The sequence below is a fragment of the Bilophila wadsworthia ATCC 49260 genome, from assembly GCF_000701705.1.
GTDB classification, from domain to species: Bacteria; Desulfobacterota; Desulfovibrionia; order Desulfovibrionales; family Desulfovibrionaceae; genus Bilophila; species Bilophila wadsworthia.
Genome location: NZ_JNJP01000003.1, coordinates 85497 through 99283, shown reverse-complemented (window position 1 = coordinate 99283; position 13787 = coordinate 85497). Strand labels below are relative to the sequence as shown.

General features: G+C 55.9%; 13 protein-coding genes. All 13 read left to right on the top strand.

Annotation, left to right across the window (positions count from 1 at the left end; translation table 11 throughout):
• The first annotated feature begins 10 nt into the window (after positions 1 to 10).
• Positions 11 to 1786, top strand: coding sequence for a type IV secretory system conjugative DNA transfer family protein (locus tag T370_RS0102485; protein WP_051643711.1), 1776 nt, complete (start codon positions 11 to 13; stop codon positions 1784 to 1786).
• A gap of 73 nt (positions 1787 to 1859) precedes the next feature.
• Positions 1860 to 2534, top strand: coding sequence for a DsbA family protein (locus T370_RS0102480; RefSeq protein WP_156034316.1), 675 nt, complete (start codon positions 1860 to 1862; stop codon positions 2532 to 2534).
• Positions 2535 to 2544: 10 nt separating this feature from the next.
• Positions 2545 to 3024 carry a DNA N-6-adenine-methyltransferase gene (locus T370_RS0102475; RefSeq protein ID WP_051643710.1) on the top strand — a complete coding sequence of 160 codons (480 nt, stop codon included), beginning with the start codon at positions 2545 to 2547 and terminating at the stop codon, positions 3022 to 3024.
• Positions 3025 to 3110: 86 nt separating this feature from the next.
• A complete protein-coding gene (locus T370_RS0102470) occupies positions 3111 to 3290 on the top strand; it encodes an AbrB/MazE/SpoVT family DNA-binding domain-containing protein (RefSeq protein ID WP_081847455.1) in 180 nt (59 codons plus the stop codon).
• 520 nt (positions 3291 to 3810) lie between these two features.
• Positions 3811 to 4131, top strand: a complete 321-nt coding sequence (locus T370_RS25875; RefSeq protein ID WP_034505609.1) for a hypothetical protein — start codon at positions 3811 to 3813, stop codon at positions 4129 to 4131.
• 140 nt (positions 4132 to 4271) lie between these two features.
• On the top strand, positions 4272 to 7571 hold the full coding sequence (locus tag T370_RS0102465) for an SNF2-related protein (RefSeq protein ID WP_248604189.1): 3300 nt from the start codon (positions 4272 to 4274) through the stop codon (positions 7569 to 7571).
• Positions 7572 to 7679: 108 nt separating this feature from the next.
• Positions 7680 to 8879, top strand: a complete 1200-nt coding sequence (locus T370_RS0102460; protein WP_051643709.1) for a tyrosine-type recombinase/integrase — start codon at positions 7680 to 7682, stop codon at positions 8877 to 8879.
• Positions 8873 to 10078: a tyrosine-type recombinase/integrase gene (locus T370_RS0102455; RefSeq protein ID WP_029434616.1), complete on the top strand. Its 1206-nt coding sequence runs from the start codon at positions 8873 to 8875 to the stop codon at positions 10076 to 10078. Before T370_RS0102460 ends, T370_RS0102455 begins: the two co-directional genes overlap by 7 nt.
• Positions 10079 to 10355: 277 nt before the next feature.
• On the top strand, positions 10356 to 10559 hold the full coding sequence (locus T370_RS0102450) for a helix-turn-helix transcriptional regulator (protein ID WP_029434615.1): 204 nt from the start codon (positions 10356 to 10358) through the stop codon (positions 10557 to 10559).
• A gap of 718 nt (positions 10560 to 11277) precedes the next feature.
• Entirely contained in the window at positions 11278 to 11628 is a 351-nt protein-coding gene (locus tag T370_RS0102445) for a plasmid mobilization protein (protein ID WP_029434614.1), read from the top strand.
• The gene (locus tag T370_RS0102440) at positions 11622 to 12836 is read left to right on the top strand and encodes a relaxase/mobilization nuclease domain-containing protein (protein ID WP_029434613.1); all 1215 of its coding nucleotides are present in this window, start codon (positions 11622 to 11624) and stop codon (positions 12834 to 12836) included. Before T370_RS0102445 ends, T370_RS0102440 begins: the two co-directional genes overlap by 7 nt.
• Positions 12837 to 12850: 14 nt before the next feature.
• A complete protein-coding gene (locus tag T370_RS0102435) occupies positions 12851 to 13222 on the top strand; it encodes a hypothetical protein (protein ID WP_029434612.1) in 372 nt (123 codons plus the stop codon).
• 2 nt (positions 13223 to 13224) lie between these two features.
• Positions 13225 to 13787: nucleotide-binding protein (locus T370_RS0102430; RefSeq protein WP_029434611.1), on the top strand; the 563-nt coding region annotated here is incomplete at its 3' end.

Below are 13787 nucleotides of genomic sequence, written 5' to 3'. Positions count from 1 at the left end.
GTTCAAACTCATGGTACGACATATCAGAGGTCTGGAAGACCACGAAACTCAGGAGCGCAAACGCCTGCACCGCGATGTGCGCTCCCCCTCGCAACGACTTGCGGACGCACTCAAGCTCGGTCAGGTGCAGACCGGCGGCATTTTCACGGCGGGGCTGTGTCTCCTGCTTTTCCCGGCCTGTGCCACGCCGCTGTTTTGTCTCGGACTGGCGCTCTTTCTCGCCCGTTGCGCCTGCGTGAACAGGGAACGCCTGCCGTTCCGTATGCCGATGGGTCTGACCGGTACGGACAAAGGCGATCCCCTGCCCGGACGGGGCGGTTTTGCCAGACCGGAGGGCATTTTCTTCCTCGGCAATCGACTTCAGGACAAACAGGAGCTTTGGCTGAAAGCCAAGGACATCCTCACGCACTGTCTGCTTTTCGGCACGACTGGTTCCGGCAAGACGGAAACGCTGGTTTCCTTGTCCTACAACGCCCTGGCCACGGCATCCGGGCTGTTCTACATCGACCCCAAAGCCAGCCCCAAGCTGGCAGTCCAGATATGGCAGATGGCCCGATTCCTGGGGCGAGATGACGATTTCCGCGTGCTGAACTACGGCACGTCAGGCAAGGTCAAGGGCAAGTCCCCGCGCCGTCTTTCCAACACCAATAACCCGTTCACGTTCGGTTCGGCGGAAGCTCTGACGCAGCTTCTTGTTTCCCTCATGCCCGCGTCGGAGGGGGCCAATTCCATCTTTGCCGACAAGGCGCAGGCCCTGATTTCCGGCGTCATGTACGCGCTGGTGGACTTGCGGGACAAGGGCCTGCTCAAGCTCTCCACCTCCATTATCCGCGACTCCCTGGCACTGGAAAAATGCGTGGCGCTGGCCCTGCATCCTGAACTGGATGAAGAGTCCCGCGCCTCCATCCAGGCCGCTCTTGCCACCTCCGGCTGGATTGCCGGTCGTGACCTGAAAGAGCAGCCGGAATCCTTCGCGGAACAGTTCGGCTACGCGCAATCCTACTTCGGCAAGGCCCTTTCCAGCCTGACCGATACCTACAGCCACATCTATGGCGCGGAAGATGGAGAGGTAGATTTCAGTGATGCCATCATGCAGCGAAGAATCCTCGTCGTTCTCCTGCCTTCTCTGGAAAAAGCTCCCGCCGAACTCGCCAGTCTCGGCAAAATCAGTCTTTCAGCCATCCGTAATGCCTGCGCCGTGGGCCTTGGCGCTCATATCGAAGGCGACGCGGCGGACGTACTGGAAACCCTGCCCACGGATACCGTGGGCATCGGGCCGTATCTGTGCATCGTAGATGAATACGCCGCCATTGTTACGCCCGGCTTTGAAGTCGTGCTGACACAGGGGCGCGGGCTGGGTATCGCCGCCATTGTAGCTTCACAGGACTACGCCGGTATTCTGGAAGCCGACAAGAAAGGCGCACAACAGATGGTCGCCAATACGTCCATAAAAATTTTCATGAAATTGCAAGACGCGGAAAAGACATGGGAATTGATACGCGGGCAGGCAGGGCAAAGCACTGTCCTGCGTACCACAGGTTTCAATGTCAATGAACAGATCAGTTCCGATTACCGTGACGCCATGAATACCACAGTTGAACAGGAAGACCGCGTTGTCCTGCGCGATTTGCAGGAACAGATAGAGGGCGAAGCACACTTTGTCTTTTCCGGTCAGATCGTCCGGGGAGACATGTTCTACGCCAATCCCTCTCTCAAAAAGGCTCAACTGCGCGTTCCTCAACTTCTACAGCTTTCTCAGGAGAAACAGTATGACCATGCGGCATAACATTATATTGGCCCAGATTCTTTTCTTTTGGTGCCTTATTGGACTTTGCCATACCGCTTCCGCCGGAACGCCCATGTCAGACCGGATGGCCGTGGAAGTGGGCGTAAAAACCGAGATAGCCAAAGACCTGGCATCCCCTTACTCCCCGCACGAAAGTCTCTCCGGCAGAACCTGTCTCGACGGCAGGCCGGTGGACGGCTTTGAGGACGACATTCTTGAATACTGGTCGAATCTCGAATGCCCGTACTGCGGCATTCAGGAACCGCTCCAGGCGCAGCGGGACAATCCCGGCCTGTGCATCGTCGTGCGGCATATCCCCTCGGATGAATACGGCGAATCGCTGAAAAAAGCCCTGGCCTATGAGGCATTGCGCGGCTTTTCCATCAATGCGGCGAATCGCTTCTGGGATGCCGTTCTGCCGAAAACATCTCTCGGCATTCCGGTTCCCTATGAAGCTGCTCTCCAGACCGCGATTCAGGAAGCCGCCATTGCGCCGGAAGCCTTCGCGGACGCCCTGCAAGCTGCCGCACCCCTGGTAGGCGCGGATATTGTCGCCGCGCAATCGCGCATCGTATCCACGCCGACATGGATTCTGGACGGCATCCGCTTTCCGGCTTGCGATTTCAAGGCTGGAGAACTACCCACGGCTCTGGAACTAGCCCGCAAGGCCCGCTCTGGAGATATGCGGGCAAAAGACGAAATCTCGCAAATCATAACACGCGGCCTGCTGAACGAGTCGCTTCTTTGAGGGGGAACGCATGAACGTGCATTTTCTGAGTAAAAAACATGATTGGGCGACTCCCTGGCCGCTGTTCCGAGAACTGAATGCCAGATTCGGGCCGTGCGAACTGGACGTATGCGCCACGGCGCGGAACGCCAAGTGCGGGAATTTTTTTTCACCGGAAGAGGACGGACTGCGCCAGGTCTGGCATGGCGTCTGCTGGATGAATCCTCCATACGGACGGGCACTGCCGCATTGGATGGCCAAGGCCGTGAACGAAATTGAGATGGAACGCGCTGAAAGAGTGATCTGCCTGCTTCCCGCCCGAACCGATACGGCATGGTGGCACAGGTATGTCCTGCCCTTTGCGGCGGAAATCCATTACCTGCGAGGGCGTATCCGCTTTGAAGGCGCCGGTTCTTCCGCGCCCTTTCCGAGCGCCGTGGTCATCTTTGAAAAACGCCACCACAGCACCGGGGCTTTTGGCCTGCCAGTCGAAACAGAAGCGTGCCCCTGATGGAGCCTCTTGACAGCTTCCTCTCTTTGCCGTAGTCTTACTTTCAAGGAATACATTACTAGTAAGACCACCCAAGGAGGCAAAATATGGAACTCGCCAAGCTCACGACCAAGGGCCAAATCACGATTCCCGCTGAAATTCGCAAAAGACTCAATGTGCAGGCGGGAGACAAGGTTGTCTTTCTTGAAGAAAACGGGCGGATTTTCATTGAAAACGCTGAAAAACTGAAATTCACCCCGGATGAACATTCCGGCGGGAGGGAGTAGCGCCGCAAGCATTGCGCCGCCTTCCCGCCGTTCAGACAAGGATGGGAACACATGGCCAGACGGCGCAAGCAGACGCACGATCCCCGCCAGTTGTTGTTCTTCGACTTCATGGCGAACCAGATCGAGGAAATACGGGAAGAAAACATTCAGGACGACATGCGGGAGGAAAGTATCCCTGCCCCCGCTACACAGATTGAGCAGAAACAGTCCATTTCCGTCACGCCAGAGGCGGAGCTGAAAAAAGAGGAGACAGACCAGCAGGAACCGGCACGGACAGAAAAGCCTTTTCCCTTCCCCACAAATGACGGGGACAAAAGACGCCTTGGCATCAATGGAAGTGGCGATTCCGTATATGAGCTGCAAGACGGCTCCCGCATGTACAGCCCCAACACGGCCATCATGCAGTTCCTTGACGGTGAAAAAAGAACGCCCGAAAAACTGTTTGAAGATGGGGCGGACGACTATCTGACCATACAGGAAATTTCCGAGTTCACTCATACCCTTTCTCTGGAGGTGCAACATGCTCGACAGGCAAGCCTATCCGCTCGAAATCGCACGAAAGGTTCTCAAGCCCGAAACCATCAACGACGTGAGAAGCGGCGGGTACACCAGTTTGGGCTACTCGATTCTGGATCGCTGGGCGCTGAACAGCCCCGAAGAACTGAAGAAGCTGGAGGCGATGGGGGACATTCCTTTCATGGTGAAACTTTACGGACAGCAGCAGACGGAAGCGGAAGCATTGAGCAGCGAGACCTCCCGGCAGGCGAGCCTGCGGGGGATGTCGGATTCGGAGATATTGGAGAGCATGGGCATCGACATGAGCCTGAAAATTACCGGATAACCCCGGAAGACCGGCTGGGCGTTGGCGGCGCGAAAACCAAATATGCGGATAACGTCGCCGCCATACGCCTGCTCAAACAGCTCCAGACCAGCGGCGCGGCACTGGCCACGCCGGAAGAGCAGAAAATCCTCGTCCGCTATGTGGGCTGGGGCGGCCTGCCGCAAGTCTTTGATGCAAGAAATGCGCAATGGACCGCTGAATACCGGGAATTGCAGGGCCTGCTTTCCCCGGACGCCTATGCCGCCGCCCGCCGTTCCACTCAGGATGCTCATTATACCTCGGAAACTGTTATCCGAGGTATCTATCAGGGACTTTCCAAGATTGGATTGGGAAGCGGCAAAAAAATCCGCATTCTGGAACCCTCGGCGGGCATCGGCAATTTCATCGGTCTCTGCCCTGAAAATTTTAACACGAACTTTCTTGCGGTGGAACTCGATCCCACAACTTCCGCCATCGCCAAGTATCTTTATCCCAATGACCATCATATAAATAATGGTTTCCAAACTACCCGACTCAACAGAGGCTTTTTCGATGCCGTAGTCGGCAATCCTCCCTTCGGCAATCAGTCGCTGTATGACCCGGACTTTCCTGAACTGCGGAAGTTCTCTGCCCACAACTATTTCCTCGCCAAATCCATCAATCTGTTACGGGAAGGCGGCGTCGCGGCCTTTGTGGTCAGCCGCTATTTCATGGATGCCGTCGATTCCTCGGCGCGTGAGCATATCTCGCAATACGCCGACTTCCTGGGGGCTGTCCGCCTTCCGGAAACGGCATTCCGCCAGAATGCGCTGACCGATGTCACGACCGACATCGTGTTTTTCCAGCGGCATGACGGCGAAAACAAACGCAGCCGGGATTGGGTGAACACCGCCTCCATAGAAATTGATGACCTCAAAAACGGCGGCAGGCGTCCGGCCACGGTCAACAGCTACTTTGTGGAAAATCCACGGCAGATTATCGGCACATTGGCTTTTTCCGGGGGGATGTTCGAGGGGGCGCTGAACTGCCTGCCCGATCCGGCTCATGCGGATTTGGGACAGGAAATCGCCGCACGGCTGGACGTGCTTCCGGCGAACTGTTTCGTTCCGCAGGAGGAAAATCCGCTCAATACGGAAGTCAGGGTACGCAACGCCGACTTCATCCGCAGCCCGTATTTCCAGTCCCTGAAAGCGGACGCCCTGTGCGTGGAGCCGCAAAGCCGGAAGATTGTCTTCAAAACCGTCGCCGCATTCGGTGAAAGCGATTACGACATTTTCCCGGTCAAGAATGAGACGGCCCGTCTGCGCCTGGTTTCCATGATTCAAATCCGGGATACCCTGCGCGAACTGCTCAACGAGGAAAAGAGCGACGGCGATGAAAGCCGGATGGCGACGCTGCGCCAGAGGCTCAACTCGCAGTATGATACCTTTGTCAGAAAATACGGCCACCTCAATTCCCAGACCAATCGCGGCCTCATGCGGAGCGACCCGGAACATTCCCTGCTGGAGTCGCTGGAGCTGGATTACGACAAGGGCCTGTCGCCGGAGACGGCCCGCAAGCATGGTGGCGAGGCTCGTCCGGCGTCAGCGAAAAAAGCCGCCATTTTCCGGCAACGGGTACTCAGGCCCGCCCAGATCGTGGAACATGCGGAAACCATCAAGGATGCCCTGCTTATTGCCCTGCGGGAAAACGGCAGGGTGGATTTCAGCCGTATGTCGCGGCTCCTGCATCGTCCGGCGGAGGACATTCAGACGGAGTTGCGCGAGCAGGGGCAGATTTTCCTGAATCCTTCCACCGAGGAATGGGAAATCCGCGACAGATACCTGACTGGCAATGTCCGGGCCAAACTGCATCGGGCGCAGGCCGCAGCGGAATCCGATCCGCGTTTCGCTCCCAATGTTGAAGCCCTGGCCGCCGCCATGCCGCCAGACATCGAGGCTGTGGACATCGGCATCAGGTTCGGCTCCTCCTGGGTTCCGGCGCAGGTCTTTGCCGACTTCGTGGAACATCTGCACGGCGGCAAGGGAATGCAGACCATCAATTATCTGCCGACGCTGGGCCGCTGGGAAGCGTCCGTCAGCATATGGGATGCTTCGCTTGCCTCCAGCGTATGGGGCATTCCCGAATATTCCGCAGGAAAGATTATCGAAGCCCTGCTCATGAACAAACCCATCAAGGTGCAGAAGGAAAGCGGCCAGCATGACGACCAGGGCAGGCCCATCATGGTCATCGACCAGGAACTGACCGCCGCCGCCATGCAGAAAGCTGATGAAATCAAACAGGCATTTCTGGATTGGGTGTGGACGGATGACGAGCGGCGGGACATGCTGACCAGGCTCTACAATGAAAAATTCAACACAAACGTCCCTCCGACCTATGACGGTTCCCATCTTGAGCTGGTGGGCGCTTCCGAAGCCGTCAAACTGCGCCCGCATCAGAAAAATGCTGTGTGGCGGGCCATTCAGGAAGGTACTTGCCTGTTTGACCACGTTGTTGGGGCGGGAAAGACGCTGGCCTGCGTGGCTACAGTTATGGAATCAAAACGCATGGGCTTTCTCTCCAAGCCAATGATTGTTGTACCGAATCACTTGTTATATCAGTGGAAAGATGAATTTTATAAACTCTATCCCGATGCGAACATTCTGGTAGCCGACAAGACGGACTTCACCAAACAGAACCGGGAACGGTTGTTTGGACGTATTGCCACCGGCGATTGGGATGCCGTTATTGTGGCGCACAGTTCCTTCAAAAAAATCGACATGCCCCGCGATGTGCAGGAGGAGATTCTCAAGGAACAGATCGATGCGGTCATCGAGGCCATTGAGGCTTCCAAAGCCGCTGAAGGCGGACGGGCCACCATCAAGCAGCTTGAGAAACAGCGCGAGAAAATGGAGGAACGTTACAATGCCCTGCTTGCCGGAACAGGGGAAAAAGACCGGGCCGTGGATTTTGCGGATTTGGGCGTGGATGCCCTGTTTATCGACGAAAGCCACGAGTTCAAGAATCTGGCCTTCCAGACCACCATGAACGTCTCCGGTCTCGGCAATGTTACCGGTTCCGCCAAGGCGCTCGACCTGTTCATCAAGTGCCGCTATCTGCAACGCAAGAACGATGGCCGTGGTGTGTATTTCATGACCGGAACTCCCATCAGTAATACCATTGCCGAAGTTTATACTCTGCAACGATACATGCAGTATGATGATCTGAAAGACAAGAATATTGAACACTTTGATGCGTGGGCATCAACTTTCGGACAGGTCACAAGCGGTTGGGAACTTGACGCTACTGGCGTGAACTACAAACTCTCATTTCATGTCCAAATAGACTTATCTAGACTCATAATATTTTATATTTCAATATATTATCTAAAATTATCCATCCAGAGAAGTCCAGGAAAAGCGTCTTGCATCCCGCTGTTTTCCGGGTATTATTCAGGGTATTCATACAAATTGGCATCTTGAAATATTCTCAGATAATCCTTTGATAATACTGCAAATATTTTTATTTGTGGGTATCGGATGCCATTGGATTCATGAGGATTTACGGGCACCCCTGACACGGAGAAAATTATGCTGGATGACTACATTATTCAAGGCTTGAAAGCCGCCGACAAACCGAAAAAGTATGCGGACGGCGGCGGGCTGTTCCTGTTCATTCCGACCAGCGGCAAGAAACTCTGGCGGCTGGCGTACCGTTTTGAGCGAAAGGCCAAACTCCTTTCCTTCGGTGAATATCCCCAGGTATCACTCCGCGCCGCACGGCAACGCCGGGATGAAGCCAAGGCTCTGCTCAAGGACGGCATTGACCCGGCGGAACACAGGAAGGCCGCGCGGATATCTACCTCCAATGCTACGTTCCAATCCGTGGCTATGGAATGGTACGAGCGGGAAACCCTTCACTGTAAAAACCGCTATCGCTTCTTCATGATGCGGGGGATGACGGAATATTTCTTTCCCGTCTTCGGCGGCAAGGCCATGACAGACGTTACCGCCGAGGACATTATGAGTGCCATCGAACCGTTGCGGCAATCCGGGAAATTGCGCGGAGGCCGCAGGCTGACGGATGTGTGCGGCCAGATATGCCGCTATGCCGTCGCCACCGGCAAGGCCGCACGGGACGCCACGGAAGAACTGCCCGCGTCGTTACGTTCCAGACAGACAGGGCACAGAGCCGCCGCGCTTGACGCCGGGAAACTCGGCCAGATTATGCTGAACCTTGAGCGGCATGACGGCTATTTCCCTGTGCGGTGCGCCCTGCGACTGGTTCCCCTGCTGTTCGTCCGTTCCGGTGAATTGCGCTGTGCCGAATGGAACGAATTTGATTTCTCCCGCAGACTCTGGGTTATCCCCGCGCAACGCATGGCGACGAAATATGAGCATATTGTACCTCTCGCGCCGCAGGCAGTAAAAATTCTCAGGGAACTGAAGGAATACTCTGGTCATGGAACCCTGCTGTTCCCCGGCGTCCGTTCTCCTGAACGCCCCATCGACATATCCACCATCACCGTTTCCCTGCGCAGGCGCGGATATGACGGCGTAAAACTGTCCTTTGACGGAATCCGTTCTCTTGTCGCCAAATTGCTGCTCGTCCTTGGGTACGAACAGAACATCATCGACATGCAGTTGGCGCACTCCGGGCGCACACGTTTTGACCCGTGGCAGCATCTGCCGGAAAGAAAAACCATGATGCGGGAATGGGCCAGGTATCTTTTTCTCCTGCGGGACAAGGCGTTGCGGGATACATCCAGCCAGAGAGGTACGTCATGCTGACCGACACACAAATCAGAAATCTGAAGCCCGCTGAAAAAGCGAAAAAATACGCGGACGGCGGCGGCCTGTACCTTTATGTCGCCAAGACAGGCTCAAAACTCTGGCGCATGGCATACCGCTTCAACGACAAGGAAAAGCTGCTCAGTTTCGGGGAATATCCGATTGTCTCCCTGAAGGATGCCCGGACAAAACGGAATGAGGCAAAAAAGCTGCTTGCCGACGGCATTGATCCGGGCAAACGCAAGAAGGATATGAAAAACGCCGCCCTCCTCGCGGAAGCCAATACCTTCGAGCATGTTGTCCGTGAATGGCATGAAACGCAGACAATCCACAATTCCCCAAAAGACAGAAAGCGGAAACTGTCCACGTTCGAACTCCATCTTTTCCCCACTTTGAAACGGAAGCCCATTTCCGAGGTCACGGCGCAAGAGCTGCTGCTGATACTCAAGCCGCTTGAAAGAAAGGGAAAGGAGCTTATCGCCCACAGAATCATCCAGTATTGCGGCATGGTTTTCCGCTACGCCGTTGCCACAGGCAGAGTGACGCGCAACATTGCCGCCGATCTTCGCGGAGCCATACGTCCGCATCAGGGAAGGCACAGGGCCACCATCGTTTCCGCTGAAAAAATCGGTGTGCTTCTGAACAGGCTGGACAACTATCACGGACATTTTCAGGTCAGGTGCGCGCTGCGCCTTTTTCCTCTGCTCTTTGTCCGTTCCGCCGAACTTGTCCGCGCCGAATGGAGCGAGTTCAATCTGGAAACACGGGAATGGCACATACCGGCCGAACGCATGAAGATGCGAAAGCCGCACATCGTCCCGCTGTCATCGCAGGCTGTTGCCATTCTCAAGGAGCTTCATGCCGTCACCGGGGGTGGAACATACCTTTTTCCCTCAAGAAACAGTGTGAGGAAGCCTATCCACTACTCCACTCCCCTACAGGCATTACGCGCTATGGGGTACGGCAAGGAGGAAATGTGCATTCATGGCTTTCGGTCTATGGCCTCAACCCTGCTCAATGAACAGGGCTTTGACCCCGACTGGATAGAACGCCAACTGGCCCACAAGGAAAAGGACACTTCCCGTATCGCCTACAACCATGCCCAATATCTTCCCCACCGACACCGCATGATGCAGGCATGGGCCGACTATCTGGACAGCTTACGCAAAGAGACACAGAAGGACAGTGAAATGCGGTAGTGGTTTCTTGGGCCTGCAAAAGACAAATACGTCTAATATAGCCCAGTGAAAACATTAATTTTATATGCTATTAGAGTTATGCAATTTCAACAAGTTACAGGAATACATCTTTAAACACAAAAACATGTCAAGTGGTATTTTGAATTTTTTTTGAACACAAATGGCATCTCACAGGACAATATTGGATTTATCCTGTTGTATGCGGGAACCTCAAAATAAAAAGAGCAGGAAAAGCCATGAGATACTGTGCCGAACATAACCAGACAGGAGGAACTCCATGCAAAATATATCCAGTAACGCTCTGCTTCGTCTGCCCCAGGTACTCGCGCTCATTCCCGTCAGCCGCAGCGCATGGTGGGCGGGTTGCAAAAGCGGCCGCTATCCGAAACCCGTCAAACTCGGCCCGCGCACAACGGCGTGGCGAGCGGCAGATATTGCCGCGCTTCTGGAAAAGCTCACCGCCGAACCGGAGGAAAAATGAACCTCGTTTCTTCCCCGGCTCTTCGTCCGTCACCCCCGCACGGGTGCCGGAAGCGGTCATTCGGTCAAGGCCATGCCCTGTCGGGCCGCTTCGCGGGCCTTGACCGGATGACCTTGCTTTCCGGCTATGGATGCTTGCGGGCGACGGACGAGGAAGCCTCCAGCGGGGGCTCGGTCAAAGGAAGTCCGCAGTTCAAAAACACAAAGGCAACAACACAAAAAAGCGTTTTTCGCCTCCCGCAGTTTTCCCACATACCGACATGCGGCGAATACGATACATGCAAATCTGCCCCGGCGTACGCTCCGCAGAGTTTTACCGATACATGTGGCGTTGCCTTCCGCCCGGCCTTCAGATGTCCGCGCCGTCATGTGTGTTATGCCGATCTTGCCTTGCGTCGGATACTGCCTACACGGCTTGCGCATAGCGTTCAGGCATTCGCCGCATACCGTTTTCCCATGAGCCGGATACTTACCCGGCACCGTCGTCATACCCACCAGCGACACGCCGTATACAACTTCGCTCCACAGCCGATACGCACTTACCGCATTCCCGATGGTCGCATCATGTGTCCTCGTTTTCGCACGGATGCCTGTTCATTCGTCCGGCATTGTCTCCGAGGGCCAGCCTACGTTTCGTCTATACGCTGCGCGTATAGCCTCACGGCTGGCAAGGGGCACTGCCCCTTTGAACCCCGGAAAGGCAAAAGGCAGGAAAGGCAATGAAGCGCGTCAAGCCTGTTCGCACCGCAGCCGTGGTCGTGCGCGTGTTCCCGGAGGAACGCGACATCCTCCGCTTCAACGCGGGACTGCACGGCATGAGCATGTCGGACTACATCCGCCAGACCTGCCTTGGCATCCGTCTGCGGAAAACGCCGGAAGAGAAACGGCGGTTGCGGGAACTGGCACGCATCGGCGCGAACATCAATCAACTTGCGAGATGGGCCAACACCTATAAACGCGCGGCGGAAGCCGTGGAGGTATTGACGGCGCTGGCGGGCATCGAACAGCGCATTATCGAGTTCGCATCATGCGCTTCAGCGGAAAATGAACCGGAGGCCGAGCCATGCTGATGAAGGTCTTTCCGCACGGCACAGGAGAAGGCGACAAGCCCAGCCGCTATCTTGTACGCCCGGACTATCCGGGGAGAGACACAGCCCCGCCCCAGGTGCTGCGCGGCGAGCCCGCCATGACCCGCGCGCTCATCGACAGCATAGAGCGGCGATGGAAATTCACCTCCGGCGCTCTGTCGTGGCATCCGGATGAGAAGATCAGCGAGGCACAGGAGGAGGAAGTCATGGATGCGTTTGAGCAGGTGGCCTTTGCCGGGCTGGAAGCGGATCAGCGCAATATCCTCTGGGTGCGGCATACCCATGCCGGGCATCACGAGCTGCATTTCCTCATTCCACGCATGGAACTTTCCAGCGGCAAGGATTTCAACGCCTGCCCTCCCGGCTGGCAAAAAGACTTTGATGTTTTCCGCGATCTCTTCAACTGGCGCGAAGGCTGGGCGCGGCCGGACGATCCGGCGCGAACGCGGGATGAACTTCCAAAAAAGGCCGACCTGTTCAAGGCGCGGATGGCGAGATGGGGCAAGGAAATCAGGGAAAGCGACCGCGACAGGGCCAAGGAGGTCATTCACGCCTTTCTCAGGGAGAAAGTGACGCGGGGACTTATCCGGGATCGAACGGATGTTCTGAACACCCTGAAGGAACAGGGACTGCGCATCAACCGCGAAGGCAGGGACTACATCAGCGTCATTGCCCCGAACAGCGGCATGAAGGTGCGCTTCCGGGGAGGCTTTTACGCCAGAGGCTGGACGCCCAAAGTCGCTCAGGGTGAAGAATCCGAAGAAAAGAAAAAGGAAACGGCGCGGCGCATGGTCGCCCGTCTGCAACCGGCTTTTGAGCGCGTCATTGAAAAACGCGCCGCCTGCAATACCAAACGCTATCCGGCAAAATGGAAACAGCTCCCTGACGAGGAAGCTCTTCTTTTGCCCCGGATTCAGGAGGATACCTTTCATGACCGAAACAGAACGGATGCTGACGCAGAGCCTGAAACGGATGGAGGAGAACTGCAACGCTCGGCTGACGGCCCTCAGCACGAGACTGGACATGCAGGAGGACAAGCAGATGTTGATTCAGACGGAACTTCGCACCTTGAAGCGATTGTTCACCGATGTCAGCGAAGTGTACAGCAGCTTGCAGACTTTGTTGGCGACCTTGAAAAACGGCGCATAGAGCGGGAACGGCAGAACCGACCGCGCAGGCGGATGCGATAGGCGGGAGTGGCCATATGGGAAAATTCAAGCGTATTCCGGTGAAAGACATCAATGCCATGCGGAAAATCCTCGATGATTTGCCGGACAAAAATCTCGGCAAAACGCGGGAGGAAGCCGCCGAACTGCTCAACGCCAACATCCTGAAAGCAATAGAGAAGGGATACACGGTGAAGGAAGTGGCGGCAATCATGGCCGAGGGCAATGTGATCATTCCCGCGCCCGTCATCCGGGCAAAGGTGCTTCCCGCGAAGGCGGCTCCGCGAAAACGCGAGCCGAAGCCCCGGCCTGAAGCCGTGAAACCCGTCGCGGCTCCTCCCGTCACGCCTCAGGCACAGGAAGAAATCCCGGACTTCTACACGCCGGACAAACCCGATTCGGAGCTTTGATCATGAACATTCAGAACAGTGTATTCTATGTCGGCGGCAGCAAGGGCGGCGTCGGCAAGAGTCTCTTTTCCTTCGCCCTCGTGGACTATCTTCTCAACAGGAACGCGAATATTTTGCTTGTGGATACCGATACCGACAACCCGGACGTGTTCAAGGCGCATAAGGACCTTGCCCTGCCGAATCTGCTCTGCCGTCTGAACAGTCTGGACGACGCCGACGGCTGGGCGGATTTGCTGGACACTGTACAGAACTACCCGGATTATGCCGTTGTCATCAATGCCGCCGCCCGCACCAAGACCAGCACGGCCAGCTACGGCGACATCATGAAGGAAGCCCTGCGGGAGATGCGGCGGGAACTGGTTGTTTTCTGGATAATCAACCGGCACCGCGATTCCATCGAGCTTCTGCACTCCTTTCAGGAAGTGTTCACAGACGTGCCCATCCACGTTTGTCGGAACCTGTATTTCGGTGAAGCGCGGCGTTTTGATTTGTATAACACTTCCAAAGCGCGGGAAGCGGTGGAGAAGAACAGCAGGACGCTGGATTTTCCGGCTGTCGGCAACCG